At 56.6% G+C, this 25,357-nt stretch carries 21 protein-coding genes, 3 tRNA genes and 3 rRNA genes; 18 read left to right on the forward strand and 9 right to left on the reverse strand.

Annotated features, from left to right (window positions below):
* Positions 1-162: 162 nt before the first annotated feature.
* Positions 163-1,377: an MFS transporter gene (locus AB4N84_RS13270; protein ID WP_074752205.1), complete on the reverse strand. Its 1,215-nt coding sequence runs from the start codon at positions 1,375-1,377 to the stop codon at positions 163-165.
* Between the two features lie 146 nt (positions 1,378-1,523).
* On the opposite strand from AB4N84_RS13270, the gene AB4N84_RS13275 reads away from it, so the two are divergent.
* The 5 genes from AB4N84_RS13275 to AB4N84_RS13295 all read left to right on the forward strand — a co-directional run bounded on the left by AB4N84_RS13275 (position 1,524) and on the right by AB4N84_RS13295 (position 6,051).
* Positions 1,524-2,444: a LysR family transcriptional regulator gene (locus AB4N84_RS13275; RefSeq protein WP_460046688.1), complete on the forward strand. Its 921-nt coding sequence runs from the start codon at positions 1,524-1,526 to the stop codon at positions 2,442-2,444.
* Between the two features lie 376 nt (positions 2,445-2,820).
* A complete protein-coding gene (locus AB4N84_RS13280; RefSeq protein ID WP_074752203.1) occupies positions 2,821-3,420 on the forward strand; it encodes an aminodeoxychorismate/anthranilate synthase component II in 600 nt (199 codons plus the stop codon).
* An 18-nt stretch (positions 3,421-3,438) separates the two neighbouring features.
* Positions 3,439-4,488, forward strand: coding sequence for an anthranilate phosphoribosyltransferase (gene trpD / locus AB4N84_RS13285; RefSeq protein ID WP_460047015.1), 1,050 nt, complete (start codon positions 3,439-3,441; stop codon positions 4,486-4,488).
* Entirely contained in the window at positions 4,485-5,321 is an 837-nt protein-coding gene (gene trpC / locus AB4N84_RS13290; protein ID WP_074752202.1) for an indole-3-glycerol phosphate synthase TrpC, read from the forward strand. The genes trpD and trpC overlap by 4 nt, the downstream gene beginning before the upstream one ends.
* Before the next feature lie 34 nt (positions 5,322-5,355).
* Positions 5,356-6,051 carry a lipoyl protein ligase domain-containing protein gene (locus AB4N84_RS13295; RefSeq protein ID WP_460046690.1) on the forward strand — a complete coding sequence of 232 codons (696 nt, stop codon included), beginning with the start codon at positions 5,356-5,358 and terminating at the stop codon, positions 6,049-6,051.
* A 14-nt stretch (positions 6,052-6,065) separates the two neighbouring features.
* On the opposite strand, the gene crp is transcribed toward AB4N84_RS13295, so the two are convergent.
* Complete coding sequence (crp, locus tag AB4N84_RS13300) at positions 6,066-6,710, reverse strand: cAMP-activated global transcriptional regulator CRP (RefSeq protein ID WP_074752200.1); 645 nt, start codon at positions 6,708-6,710, stop codon at positions 6,066-6,068.
* Between the two features lie 207 nt (positions 6,711-6,917).
* Between crp and AB4N84_RS13305 the strand changes: the two genes are divergently transcribed.
* Positions 6,918-7,340 (forward strand): OsmC family protein, encoded by a 423-nt coding sequence (locus AB4N84_RS13305; protein ID WP_074752199.1) that lies wholly within the window; start codon positions 6,918-6,920, stop codon positions 7,338-7,340.
* Between the two features lie 239 nt (positions 7,341-7,579).
* Complete coding sequence (gene speD / locus AB4N84_RS13310) at positions 7,580-8,374, forward strand: adenosylmethionine decarboxylase (RefSeq protein ID WP_074752198.1); 795 nt, start codon at positions 7,580-7,582, stop codon at positions 8,372-8,374.
* Positions 8,375-8,505: 131 nt separating this feature from the next.
* Here the strand turns inward: speD and coq7 are convergent, their stop codons facing one another.
* The 5 genes from coq7 to hemJ form a co-directional block, all read right to left on the reverse strand.
* Positions 8,506-9,153 carry a 2-polyprenyl-3-methyl-6-methoxy-1,4-benzoquinone monooxygenase gene (coq7, locus tag AB4N84_RS13315; protein WP_074752197.1) on the reverse strand — a complete coding sequence of 216 codons (648 nt, stop codon included), beginning with the start codon at positions 9,151-9,153 and terminating at the stop codon, positions 8,506-8,508.
* Between the two features lie 124 nt (positions 9,154-9,277).
* Positions 9,278-9,616 (reverse strand): histidine triad nucleotide-binding protein, encoded by a 339-nt coding sequence (locus AB4N84_RS13320; RefSeq protein ID WP_074752196.1) that lies wholly within the window; start codon positions 9,614-9,616, stop codon positions 9,278-9,280.
* Between the two features lie 89 nt (positions 9,617-9,705).
* On the reverse strand, positions 9,706-10,491 hold the full coding sequence (locus tag AB4N84_RS13325; RefSeq protein WP_074752195.1) for an SDR family NAD(P)-dependent oxidoreductase: 786 nt from the start codon (positions 10,489-10,491) through the stop codon (positions 9,706-9,708).
* A gap of 57 nt (positions 10,492-10,548) precedes the next feature.
* Positions 10,549-11,472 carry a DUF805 domain-containing protein gene (locus AB4N84_RS13330; RefSeq protein WP_460046691.1) on the reverse strand — a complete coding sequence of 308 codons (924 nt, stop codon included), beginning with the start codon at positions 11,470-11,472 and terminating at the stop codon, positions 10,549-10,551.
* A 44-nt stretch (positions 11,473-11,516) separates the two neighbouring features.
* Entirely contained in the window at positions 11,517-11,942 is a 426-nt protein-coding gene (gene hemJ / locus AB4N84_RS13335) for a protoporphyrinogen oxidase HemJ (RefSeq protein ID WP_074752193.1), read from the reverse strand.
* A gap of 133 nt (positions 11,943-12,075) precedes the next feature.
* On the opposite strand from hemJ, the gene argC reads away from it, so the two are divergent.
* Together argC and erpA are read left to right on the forward strand one after the other, a co-directional pair.
* Entirely contained in the window at positions 12,076-13,110 is a 1,035-nt protein-coding gene (gene argC / locus AB4N84_RS13340) for an N-acetyl-gamma-glutamyl-phosphate reductase (protein ID WP_074752192.1), read from the forward strand.
* A gap of 166 nt (positions 13,111-13,276) precedes the next feature.
* The gene (gene erpA / locus AB4N84_RS13345) at positions 13,277-13,627 is read left to right on the forward strand and encodes an iron-sulfur cluster insertion protein ErpA (RefSeq protein WP_074752191.1); all 351 of its coding nucleotides are present in this window, start codon (positions 13,277-13,279) and stop codon (positions 13,625-13,627) included.
* 61 nt (positions 13,628-13,688) lie between these two features.
* Here the strand turns inward: erpA and AB4N84_RS13350 are convergent, their stop codons facing one another.
* Positions 13,689-14,780, reverse strand: coding sequence for an anhydro-N-acetylmuramic acid kinase (locus AB4N84_RS13350; protein WP_460046693.1), 1,092 nt, complete (start codon positions 14,778-14,780; stop codon positions 13,689-13,691).
* A gap of 3 nt (positions 14,781-14,783) precedes the next feature.
* A complete protein-coding gene (locus AB4N84_RS13355; protein ID WP_460046694.1) occupies positions 14,784-16,220 on the reverse strand; it encodes a peptidoglycan DD-metalloendopeptidase family protein in 1,437 nt (478 codons plus the stop codon).
* 212 nt (positions 16,221-16,432) lie between these two features.
* Between AB4N84_RS13355 and tyrS the strand changes: the two genes are divergently transcribed.
* The 9 genes from tyrS (at position 16,433) to AB4N84_RS13400 (ending at position 25,343) form a co-directional block, all read left to right on the forward strand.
* Positions 16,433-17,632: a tyrosine--tRNA ligase gene (gene tyrS, locus AB4N84_RS13360; RefSeq protein WP_460047016.1), complete on the forward strand. Its 1,200-nt coding sequence runs from the start codon at positions 16,433-16,435 to the stop codon at positions 17,630-17,632.
* 508 nt (positions 17,633-18,140) lie between these two features.
* A 16S ribosomal RNA gene (locus tag AB4N84_RS13365) occupies positions 18,141-19,677 on the forward strand.
* 64 nt (positions 19,678-19,741) lie between these two features.
* Positions 19,742-19,818: transfer RNA gene (locus AB4N84_RS13370), tRNA-Ile, on the forward strand.
* Between the two features lie 26 nt (positions 19,819-19,844).
* A tRNA-Ala gene (locus AB4N84_RS13375) sits at positions 19,845-19,920 on the forward strand.
* A 248-nt stretch (positions 19,921-20,168) separates the two neighbouring features.
* A 23S ribosomal RNA gene (locus tag AB4N84_RS13380) occupies positions 20,169-23,061 on the forward strand.
* 155 nt (positions 23,062-23,216) lie between these two features.
* A 5S ribosomal RNA gene (rrf, locus tag AB4N84_RS13385) occupies positions 23,217-23,332 on the forward strand.
* The 16S, 23S and 5S rRNA genes sit together here with 2 tRNA genes alongside, the layout of an rRNA operon.
* Before the next feature lie 298 nt (positions 23,333-23,630).
* A complete protein-coding gene (gene birA / locus AB4N84_RS13390; protein WP_460046695.1) occupies positions 23,631-24,596 on the forward strand; it encodes a bifunctional biotin--[acetyl-CoA-carboxylase] ligase/biotin operon repressor BirA in 966 nt (321 codons plus the stop codon).
* An 83-nt stretch (positions 24,597-24,679) separates the two neighbouring features.
* Positions 24,680-25,117: a hypothetical protein gene (locus AB4N84_RS13395; protein WP_460046696.1), complete on the forward strand. Its 438-nt coding sequence runs from the start codon at positions 24,680-24,682 to the stop codon at positions 25,115-25,117.
* Between the two features lie 141 nt (positions 25,118-25,258).
* Positions 25,259-25,343 (forward strand) — tRNA-Tyr (locus AB4N84_RS13400).
* The last annotated feature ends 14 nt before the right edge of the window (positions 25,344-25,357 follow it).

The following is a 25,357-nucleotide window of genomic DNA, read 5'->3' on the forward strand; positions in this document are numbered from 1 at the left end:
CAACAAGGATGCAGGTGCGTCGCAAGAACAGTGCGTTCACGGTCAGCAGAAAAAAGGTGTCCACCCGGAAAGCGGACACCCGAATCCAACGTGCGGGATCAAGAGGAAACGTTTGACTGAGGGCTTTTGTCGTCTGTTTCAGAACTTACGAGTGACAGCGTTTCAGGCGCCAGGGCTCACTTGTTTTTGCGGGAGGCGGGCCGAGCCGACCCAGTGGATGGCCATCGCGATCAGACCCAGCAGGATTCCGAAGGCGACGATCCCTTGCCATCCCAGTCGGGCCATTAGCCAGCCGCTGATGATGGTGCCGACCGCGCCACCGAAGAACGTTGCGGTCATATAAAGGCTGTTGATTCGGCCTTGCGCTTTCGGGTCGACCGCAAAGGCGCGGGTCTGGTTGGACACAAGGCCGGCCTGTACGCCGATGTCGAGCACGATAACCCCGATCACAAGGAAGATCAGAGAGGACTCGGCACCGGCGAGGAGCAGGAAGGACAACGTCACGATAGCGATGCTGGCGCCAATCACCTTGCGCGCACCGAGTGTGTCCGAGGCACGACCGCCCAGCGAAGCGGCAAGCGCGCCGGCCGCACCGATGATGCCGAATCCACCCGCCCAGGCACTGCCCAGATGCATGGGGCCATCTGCGAGCAGCGCGGCCAAGTTCACCCAGAAGGCGTTGAAGCACGCCCACAGCAGCGCCTGGACCATCATTGATTCGCGAATCGGACGGTTGTCGCGCATCAACGGCCACAGCGAAGCCAGCAGGCGACCGTAGGAAAGTTGGGTGCTGGGCACGCCCTTGGGCAGCAGCGTTGCGGCGGCGATGAAGACCGGGATCATGAAGGCTGCTTCTACGCCGAACACCGCGCGCCAACCGTAGGTGTCACCCACCACGCCGCTGATGGTTCGGCCCAGCAGAATGCCGACCATGATGCCGCTGACCACGGTTCCCACGTTACGTCCGCGTTCACTGGGTTGCGACATCACCGCAGCGAAAGGCACCAGTTGCTGTGGGACGCAGCTGACCACACCCAGACCGAACGCCGCGGCAATCAACGTCCAGATGCTCGGCGCTGCTGCGGCGGCGATACCGAAAATGAAGGCGACCGCGATTTGTCCGAGGACCAGCTTGCGCCGATCGAAACGGTCGCCCAGCGGCAACAGCAGCGCGAGCCCAAAGGCAAACCCGAGCAGCGCTGCGCCGGCCACGAGGTCCACGGTCGTTTGGTCAACGCCAAGACTTGAGGCGATCAGCGGCAAGATGGGCTGTACGCAGTACAGATTAGTGATCACCGCTCCGGCAATGATCGCCATCATGATGATTTTGCCGCGTGACGCGATGACGGGCGCAGCGGGCGTTTTGGAAATGCTCATGGCACCCTCCTGTGGGTAAGTGGCTCCGGCACTTGCAGCCAATCTGTCGCGTACCGGTGGTGAGCCTTGAACCCTACGCCCTCGCATTGGTAAAGATAATTCCCTAAGATCGGGAATCATTCTTCCATATTCCGAGAAAGTCGCCGTTGAACCGCCTTGACTCGATGTCCATCTTTGTCACCGTTGCGGACGCTGGCAGCCTGTCCGCCGCAGCACGCCGACTCGGCATGCCGCTGGCGACAGTCAGCCGCAAGGTCGTGGAGCTGGAAACGCACCTGAAAACACGCTTGCTGCGCCGCACCACGCGTCAGCTTTCACTGACCGAAGCTGGAAGCGCTTACCTGGTCGCGTGCCGGCGGATTCTTGAAGACATCGGTGAGGCGGAGCGGGCTGCGACGGGGGAATATTCGGCGCCGAAAGGCGAGCTGACGGTCACGGCGCCCGTGGTGTTCGGCCGCCTGCACGCGGTGCCCGTGATTGCAGAATTTCTGGCTCATTACCCGCTGATCACCGTCAACCTGATGCTGACCGATCGCGTGGTGCATTTAATGGAAGAGCACGGTGATATTGCCGTGCGCATAGGTGAGCTGCCCGACAGTTCGCTTATGGCGACCCGCGTGGGAACGGTGCGGCGCGTCGTGTGTGCGAGTCCCGCCTACCTGAGTCAGCGTGGCGAGCCCACTCACCCGACTGATCTGGCCGAACACGACTGCATCACCTTTGAGGTGCTGGAGTCTAAACGCGCCTGGGTCTTCGGCGCTGGCCGCTCTCAGGTGTCGGTGCCTGTTCAGTCAAGGCTCACGGTGAACACCGCCGAGGCTGCCATCGATGCATCGGCACTGGGTGTCGGCTTGATTCGCGTTCTGTCTTATCAAGTGGCGGAAGCTGTGCGTCATGGCGCGCTTCGTGTGGTTTTGGCGTCTTATGAATCGGCGCCCTTGCCCGTCAGCCTGGTGCACACCGGTCAGGCGCCGCTGCCGTTGAAGCTGCGCGCGTTTCTGGATTTCGTCGGGCCTCGGCTGCGGGCCAGGATGTCCCGACTGCTCGGTGAAACAGCCCCGGTTTGAAAGGGTTGAAACTCCGACACAGGCTGATCCGTGTTATGCCGCTCGTTCTGACTGCATCCACTCAAATTTTTCTATCGTACAATGCGGTTGCGCCGCTTGATTCGGTACGCTAATGTCCCAAAACGTTTAGATGAGACCCCTTCCGTGACGACTGTCAGCAAACTCTTGATGCGCGTTATCAAGGCTCACGCCCGCTGGCGTTGGCGCGCCTGACTCTTTTCCCTGCCGGCTCTCCCGGCCCTGTAACACCCTGCCTTCAAACCGTGACGTCTGCCCCAGTCGAGCCATGCAACGACTGCACAAACGGGCGCAAAAACGAACACGGACTCTGGAAGGTTTGAATAAAGGTCAGTGATTCCAAGAGGTTGAGCACACCATGCTGCTGATGATCGATAACTACGACTCTTTCACCTATAACGTCGTGCAGTACCTTGGCGAGTTGGGCGCCGACGTTAAAGTGATCCGTAACGACGAAATGACCGTCGCTGAAATCGAGGCGCTGAACCCCGAGCGCATCGTCGTTTCCCCAGGCCCTTGCACCCCGAATGAAGCGGGCGTGTCCATCGACGTGATCAAGCACTTCGCCGGCAAGCTGCCGGTGCTGGGCGTCTGCCTGGGCCATCAGTCCATCGGCCAGGCGTTTGGCGGCGACGTCGTGCGCGCGCGCCAAGTGATGCACGGCAAGACCAGCGACCTGATCCACGAAGACAAAGGCGTGTTCGAAGGGTTGAAACACCCGCTGACAGTTACCCGCTATCACTCGCTGGTGGTCAAGCGCGAGACACTGCCGGACTGCCTGGAAATGACCGCATGGACCCAGCTCGAAGACGGCTCCGTCGATGAGATCATGGGCTTGCGTCACAAGACGCTGAATGTCGAGGGTGTGCAATTCCACCCTGAGTCGATTCTTTCCGAGCAGGGTCACGAGCTGTTCGCCAACTTCCTCAAGCAGACCGGCGGCACTCGTCAGGGTTAAGGACACTTCGATATGGCAATGGATATCAAGACGGCGCTGGGCCGGGTTGTGACGCAACTGGACCTGAGCACCGACGAAATGCGCGACGTCATGCGCGAAATCATGACCGGCCAGTGCACGCAGGCGCAGATCGGTGCCTTTCTGATGGGCATGCGCATGAAGAGCGAGAGCATCGACGAGATCGTCGGCGCGGTCTCGGTCATGCGTGAGCTGGCCGACAAGGTCGAACTCAAGACCCTCGACGGCGTGGTCGACATTGTCGGCACCGGCGGCGACGGCGCGAATATCTTCAACGTCTCGACAGCCGCCTCGTTCGTCATCGCTGCGGCGGGCTGCACGGTCGCGAAACACGGCAACCGTGCTGTCTCCGGCAAAAGCGGCAGTGCCGATCTGCTGGAAGCGGCGGGTGTCTATCTGAACCTGACGCCGGTTCAGGTGGCGCGTTGCATCGACAGCGTCGGCATTGGCTTCATGTTTGCGCAAACCCATCATGGGGCGATGAAACATGCCGCCGGTCCACGCAAAGAGCTGGGCCTGCGCACGCTGTTCAACATGCTGGGTCCACTGACTAACCCGGCAGGCGTCAAGCACCAGGTCGTCGGCGTGTTCAGTCAGGCGCTGTGCCGTCCGCTGGCTGAAGTGCTGTCGCGTCTGGGCAGCAAGCACGTGTTGGTGGTGCACTCACAGGACGGTCTGGACGAATTCAGCCTCGCGGCGCCGACCTTTGTCGCTGAACTCAAGAACGGCGAAGTCACCGAATACTGGGTGCAGCCGGAAGACCTGGGCATGAAGAGCCAGAGCCTGTTCGGCCTGGTGGTCGACAGTCCTGCGCAGTCGCTGGAATTGATCCGCGATGCGCTGGGACGGCGCAAAACCGAGAACGGCCAGAAAGCGGCTGAAATGATTGTGCTCAATGCGGGCGCCGCGCTGTACGCCGCCGATCATGCCTCTTCCCTGAAGGAAGGCGTGGCATTGGCGCACGATGCGCTGCACACCGGTCTGGCGCGTGAGAAGCTTGAAGAGCTGGGTGCTTTTACCGCGGTATTCAAACAGGAGAATGAAGGATGAGCGTGCCGACGGTATTGGAAAAGATTCTCGCCCGTAAGGCCGAGGAAGTCGCGGCGCGGCGCGCCAGCGTCAGCCTGTCCGAGCTGGAAACCCTGGTTGCCACCGCCGATGCTCCACGTGGCTTCGCCAAGGCGCTGATCGAGCAGGCGAAGCGCAAGCAGCCTGCCGTCATCGCCGAAATCAAGAAGGCTTCGCCGAGCAAGGGCGTGATTCGCGAGCATTTCCAGCCCGCTGAAATCGCCAAAAGCTACGAAGCGGGCGGCGCGACGTGTCTTTCCGTGCTGACCGACATCGACTTCTTTCAGGGTGCTGACGCCTATCTGAAAGAAGCCCGTGGCGCGTGCAAACTGCCGGTGATCCGCAAGGACTTCATGATCGACCCGTATCAGGTCGTCGAAGCTCGCGCGCTGGGCGCAGACTGCATCCTGCTGATTGTTTCTGCGCTGGACGACGTTCAGATGGCCGAACTGGCTGCGGTCGCCAAAGCCAACAAACTGGACGTGCTGGTTGAAGTGCACGACGGTGATGAGCTGGAGCGTGCGCTGAAAACCCTCGATACGCCGCTGGTGGGGATTAACAACCGTAACCTGCATACGTTCGATGTCAGCCTGGAAACCACGCTGGACCTGTTGCCGCGTATCCCGCGTGATCGCCTGGTCATCACCGAGAGCGGCATTCTCAACCGTGCCGACGTCGAGTTGATGGAAATCAACGACGTGTACTCGTTCCTGGTTGGCGAAGCATTTATGCGCGCCGAGAAGCCGGGTGTGGAGCTGCAGCGTCTGTTCTTCCCGGAAAAAGGTACGGCCATCAAATCCAGCACCCTGGATTGAGACGGCCCCAGGTTCGTCGGAACGAGGCGTGATCATGACCACCCAGGTAATCGACATCTGCGTTGAAGCCGGCCTCAAGGCCGAACAGGACCTGCTGGCCTCGGTCTGCGCAGGCGATGCCGATTACGGTCTGTTGTTCTGGCGACCCAGTGATCACGCGCTGGTGATGCCGCGACGCTTGAGCCGTCTGGACGGTTTCACCGAAGCCAGCGAGACCCTGGCCGATATCGGTTGGCCGGTTCTGCTGCGTGAAAGCGGTGGAGAACCGGTCCCGCAGTCACCTGCGACGGTGAACGTCGCGCTGGTCTACGTTCAGCCACAATCCGATCTGGACAGGGATCGTATCGAGAACGCCTACATGCGTCTGTGTCAGCCCATGCTCGACGTGTTGACCGATCTCGGTGGCGCCGCTTCTCTGGGCGAGGTTGACGGCGCCTTCTGCGACGGTCGTTTCAACGTCAATCTGGATGATCGCAAGATGGTCGGGACGGCCCAGCGCTGGCGACAAAGTCAGGGTGGACGGCGCCCGGTGGTGCTGGCCCATGGCGCGATGCTGTTGGATAACGAGCGGGTTGACATGGTCAATGCCGTCAACCGCTTCAATCAGATGTGCGAGTTGGAACAGCGCTGCCGTGCGCAGAGCCACATCGCGCTGCACGAGCTGTTCGCCGCCCCCGACTTCCTGGACCGGTTGGGCGAGCGCTACGCGGACATGATCGCCCGCTTATAGTCGGGATCGGGCGCTTAGCGAGTGCCGAAGACCACCATCGTCTTGCCACGAACGTGCACCAGCTTCTGTTCTTCCAGAGACTTGAGAACGCGGCCCACCATCTCGCGTGAACACCCCACGATACGACCGATTTCCTGACGTGTGATCTTGATCTGCATGCCGTCGGGGTGAGTCATCGCATCCGGCTGTTTGCACAGGTCGAGCAGGCTGCGTGCGACGCGCCCGGTGACATCGAGAAATGCCAGGTCGCCGACTTTGCGTGTGGTATTGCGCAGACGCTCGGCCATTTGTCCGCCTATCGCGTACATCAACTCGGGGTCGTGCTGGCTCAACTCGCGGAATTTGGTGTAGCTGATTTCGGCGACTTCGCACTCGCTCTTGGCCCGGACCCAGGCGCTGCGCTGTGGACCGGTCGCCGCTTGCTGGAACAGGCCCAGCTCGCCGAAGAAATCACCGCTGTTGAGGTAGGCGACAATCATCTCGCGGCCTTCGTTGTCCTCGATCAGGATCGTGACCGACCCTTTGATGATCAGGTAAAGCGATTCGGATTGTTCACCGGCGCAGATGATGTTGCTCTTGGCGGCGCAGCGCTTTCGTTGTGCGTGAGGGAGAAGTTTGTCGACCAGCTTCACTTTGTTCGGAGGGGTCATGGCGACCATGGCTGTATCCCGTAAAAAACTGCGCCCTGAGGCATTCTTAAAGGTATCGGCAGTATTTCCGATTTGTCACAGTTCAGCAGCGGCAATTCGCCATTTTTTCGGAAATTTCCTACATTTCTGTCGCTTATCGACATTTCCGGTCCACTCAGCGACATTCCGGCCCTGTGCTAAGCTGGCCGCCTTTTTTCAAGCATTGGAGTCCTGGGGATGAAAGCGCGTATTCAGTGGGCCGGTGAGGCCATGTTCCTCGGCGAGTCGGGCAGCGGTCACGTGGTCGTGATGGATGGCCCGCCCGAGAGCGGCGGTCGCAACCTGGGTGTGCGCCCGATGGAGATGGTGCTCATTGGTCTGGGTGGTTGCAGCAACTTCGACGTGGTCAGCATTCTTAAAAAGGCCCGTCAGCCGGTCGAAAGCTGCGAGGCGTTTCTGGAAGCCGAACGCGCCAACGAAGATCCCAAAGTGTTCACCAAGATTCACCTGCATTTCGTGGTGAAGGGCCGTGGTCTGAAAGAGACCCAAGTCAAACGCGCTATCGAGCTTTCCGCCGAGAAGTACTGCTCCGCGTCTATCATGTTGGGCAACGCTGGCGTTGAAATCACCCACGATTACGAAATCATCGAATTGGGCTGATTCACCACCCAATTTTCACAAATGAGGCGCAGGCTATGGCATGCGACTTCCGAGGTCTGCATAATGCGCCCCTTTTTCAGGGCGCGACCGCCGGAACCTTGCCGGCTCGCCTCCGACCAGACAACCAAAATCGCCAACGCGAAGAGGTGTTAACCGTCCTACGCGACTGAGCCGGGCTCAGTTGACGGGCATGCTTGATCACGCGGCCTGGGCCGCACCCATATAGAGAGTTTTTAACGGTGAAAAGCAAACTCAAGCTCCACGGGTTCAATAACCTGACAAAGACCTTGAGCTTCAACATCTATGACATCTGCTATGCGGAAACCCCGCAGGACCAGCAGGCCTACGTCGAGTACATCAACAGTGTGTATGACGCAGAACGCCTGACGCGGATTCTCACGGATGTCGTCGATATCATTGGTGCCAACATCCTGAACATCGCGCGTCAGGACTACGATCCGCAAGGTGCCAGTGTCACGATCCTGATTTCCGAGCAGCCGGTGACGCCAACCGACAGCCAGATTGAAGAATCGCCCGGCCCGTTGCCGGAAACCATTCTTGCTCATCTGGACAAGAGCCACATCACGGTCCACACCTACCCGGAAATTCACCCGGTCGACGGTATCGCGACCTTCCGCGTGGACATCGACGTGTCGACCTGCGGCGTGATTTCCCCGCTCAAGGCCCTGAACTATCTGATTCACAAGTTCGAGTCCGACATCGTGACCGTCGACTATCGCGTGCGCGGTTTCACCCGTGACGTGGAAGGCAAGAAGCACTTCATCGATCACGAGATCAACTCGATCCAGAACTACCTTTCCGAAGACACTCGCGACAGCTATCAGATGACTGACGTGAACGTGTATCAGGAAAACCTGTTCCACACCAAAATGCTGCTCAAGCAGTTCGAACTGGACAATTACCTGTTCGGCGACGCGACCAGCAACCTCTCGCCAGAACAGCGTGAGCAGGTCACTGACCGTGTGAAACACGAAATGCTGGAAATCTTCTACGGTCGCAACATGCCGAACTGATGATGTTTCCTGCATGAACAAGAAAGGCGCCTATCGAGGCGCCTTTTTTGTTTATCAACAAGACATCTGTGTCTGACATGGCCGCTTCGCGAATTCAGTTGCGAGCGGCCGTTGTTGTCAAAGCACCAGCATCAGATCCGGTAAGTACTCTTGGTCATGACCTTGGCCAGCAAACTCATGCCAAATTTTACCGGCCGCGGAAAGCGGAAACCGCCTGCATCAATAGCGCCTTCGGCGTGTTGTTCTTCGTCAGTGCGCATCTGTTCGAGAATCGCGCGAGATTTTTCGTCCTCGATCGGCAATTGCTCCAGGTGCTCGTTCAAATGTTTGCAGACCTGATCTTCAGTGGCGGCAACGAACCCCAGGCTGACTTTGTCGCTGATCAAACCCGCCACCGCGCCAATGCCGAACGACATGCCGTAGAACAAGGGGTTGAGTACGCTGGTGTGACTGCCCAATTGGCGGATGCGTTGCTCACACCACACCAGATGGTCGATTTCTTCTTCGGCGGCGTGCTCCATCGCCTTGCGCACGTGCGGCAGCTTGGCGGTCAGGGCTTGTCCCTGATACAGCGCCTGAGCACAGACTTCGCCTGTATGGTTGATGCGCATGAGGCCAGCGACATGTTTGGTGTCGACTTCACTCATCTTGGTGTCAGGTTGAACGATGGCGGGCGAGGGGCGGTGAGCGTGCGCGCTGGCAGGCAGCAGCGTTTTCATCGCCGCGTCGGCTTGCAGAAGGAAACGATCGATAGGGGAGTAGTGACGTTCGGTAGCCATGGGCACCTCCGGATAAATCCACGGCGGCCAGTCTACCTCAATCGATGTGACGAGGCTTGTTCTGCGTCAGCCCGCCGAGACGCGTTTTAGACGCTCGGCGGGCGTAAGTCGTTGAATTTCCGACTCAGCCCGGAGGCCAGGTCATCTGGCGCTTGCCCAGTACATGCATATGAATGTGATAGACGGTCTGACCGCCTTTCTCATTGGTGTTCATGACCACCCGGAAACCGTCCTCGCAACCTTGCTCCTTCGCCAGGCGTTGCGCGGTGAAGAGAATGTGGCCCAGCAGGCCTTTGTCTTCCTCGGTCACGTCATTGAGCGTACGAATCGGCTTTTTCGGGATAACCAGAAAATGCACCGGCGCCTGTGGGGCGATGTCATGAAAGGCCAGCACTTGGTCATCTTCATAGATGATCTTCGCTGGTATCTCGCGATTGATGATCTTGGTGAACAGAGTTTCCACAGCCTTGTTTCTCCGTTTCTTGTGGGGGAGTGGACCGAGTGTACTGAGCGCACCTGCGTGCGCCCAGCCGTTTCTTGCTGTTCAGCGACTCAGGCCGAGGTGCGCGACTTCAGTATCGATCCCCAGATTTTCCGCGCCATCCAGCGACCTGTCAGGCGCGGTAGCTGGGCCAGGAAGCGGTTTCGCCTTCCGGGAATGATAATCGCGCGGTTCTTGTCGAGGGCGCGAACGGTGTACAGCGCAATCTCCTCGGCGGTCATCGTCTTGTCGTCGGTGAATTTGTCTGCGTTGAGTTGTGCTGTGCGGAAGAACGATGTCCGCGTCGGGCCCGGACACAGTACCGAAATCTTCACCCCGGTTTTCTTCAGTTCTTCGCGCAGGCCTTCTGAAAAGTGCAGTACGTAGGCCTTGCTGGCGGCATACGTGCTCATCCAGGGGCCTGGCTGGAAACCCATGATCGAGGCGACGTTGAGAATCTGTCCGCCGCCTTGCACTGCCATCAGGTTGCCCACGGTGTGGCAAAGGCGAGTCAGGGCCAGCACGTTGAGGTCCAGCAAGTCTTGTTCCTGCGCCCATTCCTGGGCGAGAAACGGCCCGCTGTTGCCGATGCCTGCGCAGTTCACCAGCAGATCAATCTGTCGCTCGCCCTCTTCCAACTCGAGCAGGAAACCTGAGAGTCGTAAGGGTTCACCTAGGTCGCAGGCGCGAAACAGCACCTCGACGCCAAAGCGCTGAGTGAATTCAAGTGCGATGCTTTCCAGCATGTCCCGGTGGCGCGAGACCAGAATCAGATTGCGGCCACGGCGGGCCAAGGCTTCAGCCATGGCAAGGCCGATGCCGCTGGATGCGCCAGTGACCAGGGCGTAACGGGTCATGCGGTTCTCCCATGAACGTGTAGCAGATGTTGAGACAGCCTCCTTGCTGCCAGACAGTTATTGGTCGTCTTCGCTGTCGGAAGAGTCACCGGCATCGGCAGGGTCTACAGGGACAACAGGTTGTGCGGCGTCGTCCGAATCATCATCGTTAGGCAACGTCTGCTCATAGTCACCCGTAGTGGCCTCTACCTGGTCTTGAATTTTCTGCAGGCCCCCCATCATTGCACCAGCGAATACCAGCGCGAGGAAGACAACCCACAAGGTGGCGAGCACTTTGACGGACCGCGTGTTCGGCGGTTGCGGTGGGCCATATCGATTCGGCCCGCTGTTGCCGGGAACAGCCATCATCAAGAACGGGAAAAAGCCTCCGATCACGGGCACCAGATTCAACAGAAGCAACCAGGCCGACCACCCTGCGTCATGCAGCCGCTGGGCTCCCATCTGAATGCTGACCACGAGGAAGGCGACAAAAAGCACCGCAGCGAGCAAACCGCCAGCCGTCAGCGACATCGCCATGACCTGAAGGCACACCATAAAGGCGGCCATCAGCGCGAAAACCATTACCATGCTCCACGCCAGGTAGCGCAGACGACCAATCCGACCCTGGATCGTGAAGACCTTGAGCTCGCCAACCGCCGGCCAGTCCTGGGCCATCGATGCGCGCGGAGGTGCATAAGGGGAGGCGGCAGGTTCGAAAGCGGGCTTCTGCGGTTCGGGAGCGGTGACCTCTTCCAGCGTCCAGGTGACAGGCTGCTCGGGTTCGATACGGGCTTCAACGCCTGCATCGTTCAAGGCTTTCATATAGCGCTGCGCGTCATCCTGCGTCAGGCCACGTTTCACGGTCACAGGCTTGCCGGTAAATAACCGATCCATGCTCGATACGTCGCTTTTGAACAGCTGCGCCAGGTTCAGGCGCGCCGTTTCCAGATCGACACCCGTTCGCAACTGCCCTTCGAAAACGATCTTGAAGTGTTCCGCCATGCTTGGCTTCCTTGTCTTGGGTTGAATGCGTCACCACGGGGTAATCAAAACGGCTTCACCACCACCAGGATGACAACGGCGAGCAGGATCAGTACCGGGACTTCGTTGAACCAGCGATAAAACACATGACTGCGGCCCTTTTCACCGCGAGCGAAGCGTTTGACCTGCGCGCCGCACATGTGGTGATAACCGATCAACAGCACGACCAGCGTCAGTTTGGCGTGCATCCAGCCTTGCTGAAGAAACCCTGGGCTAAGTGTGATCAGCCAGATGCCGAACACCAGCGTGGCGATCATCGCCGGGCCCATGATGCCGCGATAGAGCTTGCGCTCCATGGTGCAGAAACGCTCGCGGCTAACGGTGTCTTCGCTCATGGCGTGGTAGACGAACAGGCGAGGGAGATAGAACAAGCCGGCGAACCAGCAGACCATCGAAACAATGTGCAGCGCTTTGATCCACAGATAGAGCATTTTGGTTTTTCCAGGGGCACGGTGGCGTAAATAGTAGTGGCTTGCGTGCCCGTACGTCACGTTCGCGGTTGTCCCGAAGGCGCTGGACTCCTATTATCAGCGGCTTTCCAGTGGTTTCGTTGAGGGGCAGGTTATGGTCAAGGTCGGTATCGTCGGTGGCACGGGTTACACCGGCGTCGAGTTGCTGCGTCTTCTGGCACAGCATCCGCAGGCTGAAGTGGTGGCGATCACCTCGCGCTCCGAGGCAGGTTTGCCCGTTGCCGACATGTACCCGAACCTGCGAGGCCACTATGACGGTCTGGCGTTCAGCGTGCCGGACGTGAAGGTTCTGGGTGCTTGCGATGTCGTGTTCTTCGCCACCCCGCACGGTGTCGCTCACGCGCTGGCCGGTGAATTGCTGGCAGCAGGCACCAAGGTCATCGACCTGTCGGCTGACTTCCGTCTGCAGGATCCGGTTGAGTGGTCCAAGTGGTACAACCAGCCACATGGTGCGCCAGACTTGCTCGACGAAGCGGTCTATGGCCTGCCTGAAGTCAATCGCGAGAAAATCAAGGGTGCTCGCCTCATCGCTGTACCGGGTTGTTACCCGACCGCCACTCAGCTGGGCTTTCTGCCGTTGCTGGAAGCGGGCCTGGCCGATCCGACTCGTCTGATTGCCGACTGTAAATCCGGCATCAGCGGTGCAGGTCGCGGCGCCAGTGTCGGTTCTCTTTATGCTGAAACCAGCGAGAGCTTCAAGGCGTACGCCGTAAAAGGCCATCGCCATTTGCCGGAAATCAGCCAGGGCCTGCGTCGTGCAGCAGGCGGCGACATCGGATTGACCTTTGTTCCGCACCTGACGCCGATGATCCGCGGTATCCACGCGACGCTTTACTCAACTGTCGTCGACAAGTCTGTTGATCTTCAGACTCTGTTTGAGAAGCGCTACGCCGAGGAACCGTTCGTTGATGTGATGCCGGCGGGCAGCCACCCCGAAACGCGCAGCGTACGCGGCGCCAACGTCTGCCGCATCGCGGTGCACCGTCCTCAGGATGGCGATCTGGTGGTGGTGTTGTCGGTTATCGACAACCTCGTCAAAGGCGCATCGGGCCAAGCGCTGCAGAACATGAACATCATGTTCGAACTGGACGAGCGTATGGGGCTGTCTCACGCCGCATTGTTGCCTTGAGAGCAGCTTCTAGCGGCAAGCTTCAAGCTGCGAGAGGGGTAACGCTTCTTGCGGCTTGAAGCGAGTGGCTTACCGCTGCTCTCCAAATAGTTGACCAATTTTCTAGGACAAGCGGATAATGCGCGCATTACGCATTATGACGGCTTAGCGCCGGGAGATATCGAGCATGAGCGTTGAATCCTTCACTCCTACGGCTCTGGAATTCACGCAAGGTGCAGCGCACAAAGTGAAAACCCTGGTCGACGAAGAGGGCAATGATCGCCTGAAGTTGCGGGTGTTCGTCACTGGCGGCGGCTGTTCCGGTTTCCAGTATGGTTTTACTTTCGATGAAGACGTCGCCGACGATGACACCATCGTTGAGCGTGAGGGCGTAAGCCTGGTTGTCGACCCGATGAGCTTCCAGTATCTGGCGGGCGCAGAGGTTGACTATCAGGAAGGTCTCGAAGGTTCTCGTTTCGTGATCAAGAACCCGAATGCTGCCACGACCTGTGGTTGCGGTTCGTCTTTCTCGATCTGATTCACGGGCTGTAAACGAAAACGCCGCGCATATGCGCGGCGTTTTGCGTTGGCGCTGAGCGTTACGCCGGGTAGATTGCACCCAGAACGCGAAGGCCTTTGGCGCCCGTGACGCTTGGGCGGTTGGCCGGGACGCTTTCCAGCGCGCAGTGGGCCAGCCATGCGAACGCCATCGCCTCAACCCACTTAGGGTCGACACCAAACTTGGCTGTGCTCGAGACCTTCGTGTTGGGCAGCAGCGCAGCCAGTCGATTCATCAGGGCTTTGTTAAGAGCGCCGCCACCACAGACCAGCAGTTCTTTGGTCTGTGCCTGAGCCGATTGCAGCGACTCGGTGATGCTCAGCGCAGTGACTTCCAGCAACGTCGCCTGCACGTCTTCAGGTTTCAGCGTTGGCAGCTGAAACAGGTGATGGTGAACCCAGCCCAGGTTGAATACCTCGCGCCCGGTACTTTTTGGGCCTTTGGTCTGGAAGAACTGGTCGCTCAGCATAGACTTCAGCAAGTCGGCGTTAACCGTCCCGCTTTCGCTCCATGCACCATCCTTGTCATAGCTCAAGCCACGTTGGGCCTGGATCCAGGCATCCAGCAACACATTACCCGGGCCGGAATCGAAGCCGGATACGGGCTTGTCGATCTCGATCAGGCTGAGGTTGCTGAACCCGCCGACGTTCAGGACGGCACGATAGTCCTTGTTGTCGTCGAACAATGCTTCATGGAAGGCAGGCACCAGCGGCGCACCTTGCCCACCTGCAGCAATGTCGCGCTTGCGGAAATCACTGACAACGGTAATACCCGTCAGCTCTGCAAGCAGGGCGGGGTTACCGATTTGGATGGTGAACCCGCGCGCAGGCTCGTGGCGGATCGTCTGGCCATGGCTGCCGATGGCGCGAATCGCACCCGCCAGGACTTTCTGCTGGTCGAGCAGCGTGAGCACGCCTTGCGCGGCCAGACGGACCCACTTCTGCTCCGCGATCCCCGCGCGAGCGAGCTCATCCGGGCCGCTTGAGCACAGACCAAGCAGTTCGGCGCGCAGGTCCTCAGGCATAGGGATGTAATGGGTGCCGAGCAAACGTGGTCGGTCACCCTGTTCTACGAGCGCGAAGTCGAGTCCATCAAGACTGCTTCCGGACATTACACCTATATATAAATGCATGGGTCAGCGCTTACTCGAGGCCAGCATGGTGGCCTTTTCCTGGTCCATGCGCGCCATCAGAGGTTGGCTTTCCTGCATGAACCGCTGTTTTTCGGACTTGGCGATCGGGTCTGCCATGGGCAGCTTCTGACCCAGGGGGTCAACGTGAACGCCGTTTACCTGGAACTCGTAATGTACATGCGGACCTGTCGAAAGGCCGGTTGTTCCAATATAGCCGATGACCTGGCCTTGCTTGACGTTGCTGCCGCTCTGGATGCCTTTTGCGAAACCCTGCATATGGCCGTAGAGCGTGCGATAGGTTTCGCCGTGCTGGATGATCACGGTATTACCGTAACCGCCGCGACGGCCCGCCAAGATAACCTTGCCATCACCCGTCGCCTTGATCGGCGTGCCGCGCGGTGCAGCATAGTCGATGCCTTTGTGGGCGCGGATCTTGTTCAGGATCGGGTGTTTGCGGCCCATGGAGAACATCGAGCTGATGCGGGCGAACTCAACCGGCGTACGGATGAACGCTTTGCGCATGCTGTTGCCGTCGGCGGTGTAGTAATTGGTATTGCCTTGTTTGTTGGTGTAGCGCACGGCGGTGTAAGTCTTGCCGCGGTTGGTAAAGCGCGCCGACAGGATGTTGCCGGTGCCTACCGTTTTGCCGTTGGCGACTTTCTGCTCGTAGATCACATCAAATTCGTCGCCCTTGCGGATGTCTTGAGCGAAGTCGACGTCGTAGCCAAAAATGTTGGCCATGTCCATGGTCATGCTGTGACTCAGGCCTGCACGTTGTGCCGACTGCGACAGCGAATTGTTGATCACACCGTGGACATACGCCGTGCGGACGTTGGGTTTGCTGACATCCCGGGTGAAGGTGTAACCCTTGTCCGTTCTAGAGATGCTGATGCTTTCAAGATCGCTGAGTTTGCTGTGCAGTTGTTTGAGTTTGCCATCGGGCGTCAGCTCGAACTGCAATACCTGACCGTTTTTAAGCTGGCTGAACTGCCTGGCCTGCTTGTCGCTGGCAATGACTTCGTGAACGGCTGCCGGAGGAAGGCCTACCTTTTCGAACAGGGTAGAAAGCGTATCGCCTTTGGAGACGACAACCTCCTTATGGTTTGGGCTTTTAGCGGCCGCTGCGACTTCAGGCGCAGCAGGCTTGGTTCCCGGTTGGGTTGCGGCCGTGTCTTCAGGCTCGTCGGCAGCATTGTCGATCTGAGCAAAAGGAGAAGATGATGTGTCTTCTGTGGCTTTGTTCTGATCTTGAGCGTCTTGTTCTTGCTTGAACTGGTCGGCCGGCGTGTCCAGTTCGAGGGTGAGATTGGTTTTCTTGGCTTCGACATCGCTGGATGGAAAAACCAGAAGGGCCAGGCTCAGCAGCGCGGCGATACCGCTGGCAGCTAGCAGGTGGCTCTTCGGATAAAGCGGAGGCGCTTTAGGCGGAGTGTCGTTCATAGGTAATTTTGACTTTGAAAAAAGATGAAATGGAAAAGATGAATGACATGATGAAGATGAAATAACTGTATAAAATATAACCAAATCCTCCTTGAGGCAAGCGCGTAAGCGGATCGCTTCTCGATTCGTCTGCCTTCTCCGCTCAGAACTTGTATTTGGGCGGTGATCTTGTATGGTTGTTTCCCTTTGAAATAAGGCATTACGGGGCTGTTATGAAGTCGGTTGAAGAGCAGCTAGCGCTGATCAAGCGTGGCGCGGATGAACTCCTGGTCGAGTCCGAACTGGTCGCGAAGCTTAAGCGTGGTCAGCCACTGCGCATCAAGGCCGGTTTTGACCCCACGGCGCCCGACCTGCACCTGGGTCACACGGTGCTTATTAATAAGCTGCGCCAGTTTCAGGAGCTGGGCCATCAGGTGATCTTCCTGATCGGCGACTTCACCGGCATGATCGGCGACCCAAGCGGTAAAAGTGCGACGCGCCCTCCGCTCACGCGCGAGCAAGTGCTCGACTATGCGGAAACCTATAAAGCCCAGGTTTTCAAAATTCTTGATCCTGCCAGAACCGAAGTGGCCTTCAACTCCACCTGGATGGATCAGCTGAGTCCTGCCGACTTCATTCGTCTGTCCTCGCAGTACACAGTGGCTCGCATGCTCGAGCGAGATGACTTCGACAAGCGTTACAAGTCGAACCAGTCCATTGCCATCCATGAGTTCCTGTATCCGCTGGTGCAAGGTTACGACTCGGTTGCGTTGCGTGCCGATGTTGAGCTGGGCGGTACCGATCAGAAGTTCAACCTCCTGATGGGGCGTGAGCTTCAGCGTGCGTATGGTCAGGAAGCGCAGTGCGTGCTGACCATGCCGTTGCTGGAAGGTCTGGACGGCGTGAAGAAGATGTCCAAGTCGTTGGGTAACTACGTGGGTATCCAGGAAGCACCGGGCATTATGTACAGCAAGCTGGTGTCGATCCCTGATGCACTGATGTGGCGCTACTTTGAGTTGCTGAGCTTCCGCAGCATGGAAGAGATCGATGGCTTCAAGGCTGATTGTGAGTCGGGTGCGAACCCTCGCGACATCAAGATCAAGCTGGCAGAAGAGATCGTTGCCCGTTTCCATGGTGAAGAGGCTGCTGCGTCGGCCCACCGATCTGCGGGTAATCGTATGAAGGATGGCGAGCTGCCAGAAGATCTCCCGGAAATCGCTGTGTCGGGTGTCGAGGATATGCCGATTGCTGCCGTCCTTAATAAGGCAGGGCTGGTAAAGAACTCGGCAGTGGCTCGCGATCTGTTGGCGTCCGGCGGCGTGCGTATAGATGGAGAGGTTGTCGATCGCAGCTTCATCTTTAAGCTGGGCGCTACTCATGTTTGTCAGGCGGGTAAGAAGGCTTTTGGGCGCGTTACGCTGAATTTGGAATAAAGTTCAAATAAGTGCTTGACGCTCGTCTGAATGTCTCTATAATTCGCCCCACTTCCGGCGCAGACGAAACGGAAAACTCCTTGATAATCAACGAGTTGGACGAAGTAAGCAGCGAGGAAGCGCTTCGGTTCAGATGCTTGAATCGACAGCGGTGAGAAAGGAGTTGACAGCAGGTTGTAACGCTGTAGAATTCGCCTCCCGCTGACGTGAGACGGCAAGTCGAACGAAGCGCAAGTGGTTGAAGTTGCAAAGGAAACTTTGAAAACTTCTTAAAATACCGCTTGACAGATACAGAGGGCGCTGTAGAATGCGCGCCTCGGTTGAGACGAAAGGCTCTTAACCAACCGCTCTTTAACAATTGAATCAAGCAATTCGTGTGGGTGCTTGCGCTGTAAGACTGAAGTCAACTGATTATCAGCATCGCATGTTGCTCCACGAGAAATCATGGTTTAACCAACGATTGCTGAGCCAAGTTTATAAGGTTTTCTCAAAACCTAATTGCAGTATTGAACTGAAGAGTTTGATCATGGCTCAGATTGAACGCTGGCGGCAGGCCTAACACATGCAAGTCGAGCGGATGAAGGGAGCTTGCTCCCTGATTCAGCGGCGGACGGGTGAGTAATGCCTAGGAATCTGCCTGGTAGTGGGGGACAACGTCTCGAAAGGGACGCTAATACCGCATACGTCCTACGGGAGAAAGTGGGGGATCTTCGGACCTCACGCTATCAGATGAGCCTAGGTCGGATTAGCTAGTTGGTGAGGTAATGGCTCACCAAGGCGACGATCCGTAACTGGTCTGAGAGGATGATCAGTCACACTGGAACTGAGACACGGTCCAGACTCCTACGGGAGGCAGCAGTGGGGAATATTGGACAATGGGCGAAAGCCTGATCCAGCCATGCCGCGTGTGTGAAGAAGGTCTTCGGATTGTAAAGCACTTTAAGTTGGGAGGAAGGGCATTAACCTAATACGTTAGTGTTTTGACGTTACCGACAGAATAAGCACCGGCTAACTCTGTGCCAGCAGCCGCGGTAATACAGAGGGTGCAAGCGTTAATCGGAATTACTGGGCGTAAAGCGCGCGTAGGTGGTTTGTTAAGTTGAATGTGAAATCCCCGGGCTCAACCTGGGAACTGCATCCAAAACTGGCAAGCTAGAGTAGGGCAGAGGGTGGTGGAATTTCCTGTGTAGCGGTGAAATGCGTAGATATAGGAAGGAACACCAGTGGCGAAGGCGACCACCTGGGCTCATACTGACACTGAGGTGCGAAAGCGTGGGGAGCAAACAGGATTAGATACCCTGGTAGTCCACGCCGTAAACGATGTCAACTAGCCGTTGGGAGTCTTGAACTCTTAGTGGCGCAGCTAACGCATTAAGTTGACCGCCTGGGGAGTACGGCCGCAAGGTTAAAACTCAAATGAATTGACGGGGGCCCGCACAAGCGGTGGAGCATGTGGTTTAATTCGAAGCAACGCGAAGAACCTTACCAGGCCTTGACATCCAATGAACTTTCCAGAGATGGATCGGTGCCTTCGGGAACATTGAGACAGGTGCTGCATGGCTGTCGTCAGCTCGTGTCGTGAGATGTTGGGTTAAGTCCCGTAACGAGCGCAACCCTTGTCCTTAGTTACCAGCACGTTATGGTGGGCACTCTAAGGAGACTGCCGGTGACAAACCGGAGGAAGGTGGGGATGACGTCAAGTCATCATGGCCCTTACGGCCTGGGCTACACACGTGCTACAATGGTCGGTACAGAGGGTTGCCAAGCCGCGAGGTGGAGCTAATCCCACAAAACCGATCGTAGTCCGGATCGCAGTCTGCAACTCGACTGCGTGAAGTCGGAATCGCTAGTAATCGCGAATCAGAATGTCGCGGTGAATACGTTCCCGGGCCTTGTACACACCGCCCGTCACACCATGGGAGTGGGTTGCACCAGAAGTAGCTAGTCTAACCTTCGGGGGGACGGTTACCACGGTGTGATTCATGACTGGGGTGAAGTCGTAACAAGGTAGCCGTAGGGGAACCTGCGGCTGGATCACCTCCTTAATCGAAGACTCAGCTTCTTCGCAAGTTCCCACACGAATTGCTTGATTCATTGAAGAAGACGATTGGGTCTGTAGCTCAGTTGGTTAGAGCGCACCCCTGATAAGGGTGAGGTCGGCAGTTCGAATCTGCCCAGACCCACCAATTACCGGTGCACCCTGTAGCGATACGGGGCCATAGCTCAGCTGGGAGAGCGCCTGCCTTGCACGCAGGAGGTCAGCGGTTCGATCCCGCTTGGCTCCACCATTACCGCAGTAGTTGGGTACAGGCAGTTGTCCGCGAAAGCTTAGAAATGAGCATTTCCTTCGGTTGAAGGCTAAATGTTGATTTCTGATCTTTGTCAGAATCGTTCTTTAAAAATTTGGGTATGTGATAGAAAGATAGACTGGATGGCACTTTCACTGGTGTTCATTCAGGCTAAGGTAAAGTTTGTGAAATGCAAACTTTCGGCGAATGTCGTCTTCACAGTATAACCAGATTGCTTGGGGTTATATGGTCAAGTGAAGAAGCGCATACGGTGGATGCCTTGGCAGTCAGAGGCGATGAAAGACGTGGTAGCCTGCGAAAAGCTTCGGGGAGTCGGCAAACAGACTGTGATCCGGAGATGTCTGAATGGGGGAACCCAGCTGTCATAAGACAGTTATCTTACGCTGAATACATAGGCGTAAGAGGCGAACCAGGGGAACTGAAACATCTAAGTACCCTGAGGAAAAGAAATCAACCGAGATTCCCTTAGTAGTGGCGAGCGAACGGGGACCAGCCCTTAAGTTGATTTGAGATTAGCGGAACGCTCTGGAAAGTGCGGCCATAGTGGGTGATAGCCCTGTACGCGAAAATCTCTTGTCAATGAAATCGAGTAGGACGGGGCACGAGAAACCTTGTCTGAACATGGGGGGACCATCCTCCAAGGCTAAATACTACTGACTGACCGATAGTGAACCAGTACCGTGAGGGAAAGGCGAAAAGAACCGCGGAGAGCGGAGTGAAATAGATCCTGAAACCGTATGCGTACAAGCAGTGGGAGCCCACTTTGTTGGGTGACTGCGTACCTTTTGTATAATGGGTCAGCGACTTATTTTCAGTGGCGAGCTTAACCGAATAGGGGAGGCGTAGCGAAAGCGAGTCTTAATAGGGCGTCTAGTCGCTGGGAATAGACCCGAAACCGGGCGATCTATCCATGGGCAGGTTGAAGGTTAGGTAACACTGACTGGAGGACCGAACCGACTACCGTTGAAAAGTTAGCGGATGACCTGTGGATCGGAGTGAAAGGCTAATCAAGCTCGGAGATAGCTGGTTCTCCTCGAAAGCTATTTAGGTAGCGCCTCATGTATCACTGTAGGGGGTAGAGCACTGTTTCGGCTAGGGGGTCATCCCGACTTACCAAACCGATGCAAACTCCGAATACCTACAAGTGCCGAGCATGGGAGACACACGGCGGGTGCTAACGTCCGTCGTGAAAAGGGAAACAACCCAGACCGTCAGCTAAGGTCCCAAAGTCATGGTTAAGTGGGAAACGATGTGGGAAGGCTTAGACAGCTAGGAGGTTGGCTTAGAAGCAGCCACCCTTTAAAGAAAGCGTAATAGCTCACTAGTCGAGTCGGCCTGCGCGGAAGATGTAACGGGGCTCAAACCATGCACCGAAGCTACGGGTATCACCTTTTGGTGATGCGGTAGAGGAGCGTTCTGTAAGCCTGTGAAGGTGAGTTGAGAAGCTTGCTGGAGGTATCAGAAGTGCGAATGCTGACATGAGTAACGACAATGGGTGTGAAAAACACCCACGCCGAAAGACCAAGGTTTCCTGCGCAACGTTAATCGACGCAGGGTTAGTCGGTCCCTAAGGCGAGGCTGAAAAGCGTAGTCGATGGAAAACAGGTTAATATTCCTGTACTTCTGGTTATTGCGATGGAGGGACGGAGAAGGCTAGGCCAGCCTGGCGTTGGTTGTCCAGGTTTAAGGTGGTAGGCTGGAATCTTAGGTAAATCCGGGATTCTAAGGCCGAGAGCTGATGACGAGTGTTCTTTAGAACACGAAGTGGTTGATGCCATGCTTCCAAGAAAAGCTTCTAAGCTTCAGGTAACCAGGAACCGTACCCCAAACCGACACAGGTGGTTGGGTAGAGAATACCAAGGCGCTTGAGAGAACTCGGGTGAAGGAACTAGGCAAAATGGCACCGTAACTTCGGGAGAAGGTGCGCCGGTGAGGGTGAAGGACTTGCTCCGTAAGCTCATGCCGGTCGAAGATACCAGGCCGCTGCGACTGTTTATTAAAAACACAGCACTCTGCAAACACGAAAGTGGACGTATAGGGTGTGACGCCTGCCCGGTGCCGGAAGGTTAATTGATGGGGTTAGCTAACGCGAAGCTCTTGATCGAAGCCCCGGTAAACGGCGGCCGTAACTATAACGGTCCTAAGGTAGCGAAATTCCTTGTCGGGTAAGTTCCGACCTGCACGAATGGCGTAACGATGGCGGCGCTGTCTCCACCCGAGACTCAGTGAAATTGAAATCGCTGTGAAGATGCAGTGTATCCGCGGCTAGACGGAAAGACCCCGTGAACCTTTACTATAGCTTTGCACTGGACTTTGAATTTGCTTGTGTAGGATAGGTGGGAGGCTTTGAAGCGTGGACGCCAGTTCGCGTGGAGCCATCCTTGAAATACCACCCTGGCAACTTTGAGGTTCTAACTCAGGTCCGTTATCCGGATCGAGGACAGTGTATGGTGGGTAGTTTGACTGGGGCGGTCTCCTCCTAAAGAGTAACGGAGGAGTACGAAGGTGCGCTCAGACCGGTCGGAAATCGGTCGTAGAGTATAAAGGCAAAAGCGCGCTTGACTGCGAGACAGACACGTCGAGCAGGTACGAAAGTAGGTCTTAGTGATCCGGTGGTTCTGTATGGAAGGGCCATCGCTCAACGGATAAAAGGTACTCCGGGGATAACAGGCTGATACCGCCCAAGAGTTCATATCGACGGCGGTGTTTGGCACCTCGATGTCGGCTCATCACATCCTGGGGCTGAAGCCGGTCCCAAGGGTATGGCTGTTCGCCATTTAAAGTGGTACGCGAGCTGGGTTTAGAACGTCGTGAGACAGTTCGGTCCCTATCTGCCGTGGACGTTTGAGATTTGAGAGGGGCTGCTCCTAGTACGAGAGGACCGGAGTGGACGAACCTCTGGTGTTCCGGTTGTCACGCCAGTGGCATTGCCGGGTAGCTATGTTCGGAAAAGATAACCGCTGAAAGCATCTAAGCGGGAAACTTGCCTCAAGATGAGATCTCACTGGAACCTTGAGTTCCCTGAAGGGCCGTCGAAGACTACGACGTTGATAGGTTGGGTGTGTAAGCGCTGTGAGGCGTTGAGCTAACCAATACTAATTGCCCGTGAGGCTTGACCATATAACACCCAAGCAATCTGCGACTCGATGAGCACAGATTGCGGTGACTGTGAAGACGACACGCACCGAAAGTTTGCAGGACACAGGCAAGACACCTGATCACATACCCGATTTGCTGAAGCGAGGCCATACGGTCACGAGTCAGTACCCGAATTTCTTGACGACCATAGAGCGTTGGAACCACCTGATCCCATCCCGAACTCAGCAGTGAAACGATGCATCGCCGATGGTAGTGTGGGGTTTCCCCATGTGAGAGTAGGTCATCGTCAAGATTAAATTCCGAAACCCCATTTGCGAAAGCAGATGGGGTTTTGTTTTTGCGCCCGGAAAAAATTCCTTCAGTTCGTGCAGGTGATTGTTCTATCTAGCTGCCTGTCAGTTGCCGAAGTTCCTCGTTCTCATGCCTTTCCATTGTCGAGATTCGTCGGGGGTGGGGTTGCCGACATTTCACATCGCTATTTGTAACGCCTCTCTTGCTGTTAAAGGTTGCCTTTAGGTTGGTATCTCGGGGTCCTAGGCGCCTACTGCGTGGGTAGCTATCATGCATTTCTCTCAACAGGCGAAATAAGAATGCAGATGTTACTGAAGCTTCTGAAAGATGGAGAATTTCACTCCGGCGAAGACCTGGGAGCGGTCATGGGGGTAAGTCGCAGTGCTGTCTGGAAGAAACTACAGCAGCTCGAGGCTGAGACGGGACTGGAAATCCACAAGGTGCGCGGTCGCGGCTATCGGCTCGCCGACCCTCTTTTCCTGTTAGACGCGCAATGGATCGAGAAAAATCAGGCGGACGCGGATTGGGCTGTCCATGTTTACGACAGCATCGACTCCACTAACGCCCAGGCCATGCGTTTGATTGAAAGCGGGGAGCCGTTGCCTCTCTTGGTTCTTGCAGAGCGGCAGACGGCAGGCAGAGGCCGGCGAGGTCGCAAATGGGTGAGCCCGTTTGGCGAAAATCTCTACTACAGCCTGGCAATGCGTGTCGATGGAGGGATGCGGCGTTTGGAGGGTTTGAGTCTCCTTGTGGGTCTGGCTGTTGTCAAAATGCTACGAGAAATGGGAATAAAGGGAGCGGGATTAAAGTGGCCTAATGACGTACTAGTGGGCGGCCGCAAGCTGGCTGGCGTCCTGCTGGAGCTGACGGGAGATCCAGCGGATGTTTGTCATGTGGTGATAGGCGTTGGTATCAATGTCAACATGCGCGCCTCTGAGGAGGTGGATCAAGCCTGGACGTCTATGTTGCTCGAATATGGTGGCGTTATAGATCGTAACGAAATCGTGGCGCGCCTGAATAAAGAGCTAAGTGCCTATTTGTCTGCTCATCGCGAGGCAGGGTTCGGTGCTTTCCAGGCAGAGTGGGAAGCCAACCATCTTTGGCAGGGGCGGCCCGTGACACTGCTCGCAGGTTCGAGCGCGGTGGAGGGTGTGGTTGTCGGGATTGATGCAGTCGGTGCGTTGCGCCTGAAAGTAGGCGCTGAAATTCAAAGCTTCAGTGGTGGAGAGCTGAGTCTTAGGCTGCGCGCTGCCCCCGAAACGTGATTTGATTTTATTTAAGGGTGGCGAGGCCGTTGTGGCAGCCTTGAGTGCCGTATCGCTGTTGTTTGGGTCGTGATGAGGTTGCTATGCGCTGGTTTTTTTTGCTCTTGGTAATGTTGAATGTCTTTTACTACGTATGGCATCAGCAAGAAGCGCCCTTGAGGCCGAAGGAGGTGGCGCCTCTGTCGCTGTTCAAGGGCGCTCAGCAGAATATCCGTCTGTTGAGTGAGTCTGGCGCCCAGCCCTCCGACTCGTTTCCCCGCCAGGCTGACAACCAATGCCTCTATCTCGGCGGTGGCGTTGCGCAAAGCGAAGCGAAGACAATCGAACAACGCTTGACGAGCCTGGATATCCGTACTCGATTTGGCAGGCGGTCGGATGATGTGGGCGCTATTTATTGGTTAAAAGTTGAACCTGACAGTCGTCGTCTTGTGGACGATGTTTTGCTAGGTGGGTTGAAGCAGGACTTCCCGCAGTTAAAAAGTAAAATAATGTCCTGTGAAGGCATTGCAACTGCAGATTAGTTTGCATAGAATGGCGCCCGCTTCGCAGTGCAGGACAAATTGAAATGCACGTGAAGCAAGAGTCAACGTTTGTAACCTCAAGTTTTTATTGAGAAAATGGTTGACAGAAGGGCGGCATGAGATAGAATGTCGCCTCGCTTAGGAGGGGTTCCCGAGCGGCCAAAGGGATCAGACTGTAAATCTGACGTCTACGACTTCGAAGGTTCGAATCCTTCCCCCTCCACCAAATTTCGAGCGTAA

It is taken from the genome of Pseudomonas sp. S2_H01 (assembly GCF_054668305.1).

What these genes read in the sequence shown, in the direction of transcription:
- AB4N84_RS13270 (WP_074752205.1), bottom strand. Translation starts at nt 1,377, where the DNA reads ATGAGCATTTCCAAAACGCCCGCTGCGCCCGTCATCGCGTCACGCGGC.
- AB4N84_RS13280 (WP_074752203.1), top strand. Translation starts at nt 2,821, where the DNA reads ATGCTGCTGATGATCGATAACTACGACTCTTTCACCTATAACGTCGTG.
- trpD (WP_460047015.1), top strand. Translation starts at nt 3,439, where the DNA reads ATGGATATCAAGACGGCGCTGGGCCGGGTTGTGACGCAACTGGACCTG.
- trpC (WP_074752202.1), top strand. Translation starts at nt 4,485, where the DNA reads ATGAGCGTGCCGACGGTATTGGAAAAGATTCTCGCCCGTAAGGCCGAG.
- AB4N84_RS13295 (WP_460046690.1), top strand. Translation starts at nt 5,356, where the DNA reads ATGACCACCCAGGTAATCGACATCTGCGTTGAAGCCGGCCTCAAGGCC.
- crp (WP_074752200.1), bottom strand. Translation starts at nt 6,710, where the DNA reads ATGGTCGCCATGACCCCTCCGAACAAAGTGAAGCTGGTCGACAAACTT.
- AB4N84_RS13305 (WP_074752199.1), top strand. Translation starts at nt 6,918, where the DNA reads ATGAAAGCGCGTATTCAGTGGGCCGGTGAGGCCATGTTCCTCGGCGAG.
- coq7 (WP_074752197.1), bottom strand. Translation starts at nt 9,153, where the DNA reads ATGGCTACCGAACGTCACTACTCCCCTATCGATCGTTTCCTTCTGCAA.
- AB4N84_RS13325 (WP_074752195.1), bottom strand. Translation starts at nt 10,491, where the DNA reads ATGACCCGTTACGCCCTGGTCACTGGCGCATCCAGCGGCATCGGCCTT.
- AB4N84_RS13330 (WP_460046691.1), bottom strand. Translation starts at nt 11,472, where the DNA reads ATGGCGGAACACTTCAAGATCGTTTTCGAAGGGCAGTTGCGAACGGGT.
- hemJ (WP_074752193.1), bottom strand. Translation starts at nt 11,942, where the DNA reads ATGCTCTATCTGTGGATCAAAGCGCTGCACATTGTTTCGATGGTCTGC.
- argC (WP_074752192.1), top strand. Translation starts at nt 12,076, where the DNA reads ATGGTCAAGGTCGGTATCGTCGGTGGCACGGGTTACACCGGCGTCGAG.
- erpA (WP_074752191.1), top strand. Translation starts at nt 13,277, where the DNA reads ATGAGCGTTGAATCCTTCACTCCTACGGCTCTGGAATTCACGCAAGGT.
- AB4N84_RS13350 (WP_460046693.1), bottom strand. Translation starts at nt 14,780, where the DNA reads ATGCATTTATATATAGGTGTAATGTCCGGAAGCAGTCTTGATGGACTC.
- AB4N84_RS13355 (WP_460046694.1), bottom strand. Translation starts at nt 16,220, where the DNA reads ATGAACGACACTCCGCCTAAAGCGCCTCCGCTTTATCCGAAGAGCCAC.
- tyrS (WP_460047016.1), top strand. Translation starts at nt 16,433, where the DNA reads ATGAAGTCGGTTGAAGAGCAGCTAGCGCTGATCAAGCGTGGCGCGGAT.
- birA (WP_460046695.1), top strand. Translation starts at nt 23,631, where the DNA reads ATGCAGATGTTACTGAAGCTTCTGAAAGATGGAGAATTTCACTCCGGC.
- AB4N84_RS13395 (WP_460046696.1), top strand. Translation starts at nt 24,680, where the DNA reads ATGCGCTGGTTTTTTTTGCTCTTGGTAATGTTGAATGTCTTTTACTAC.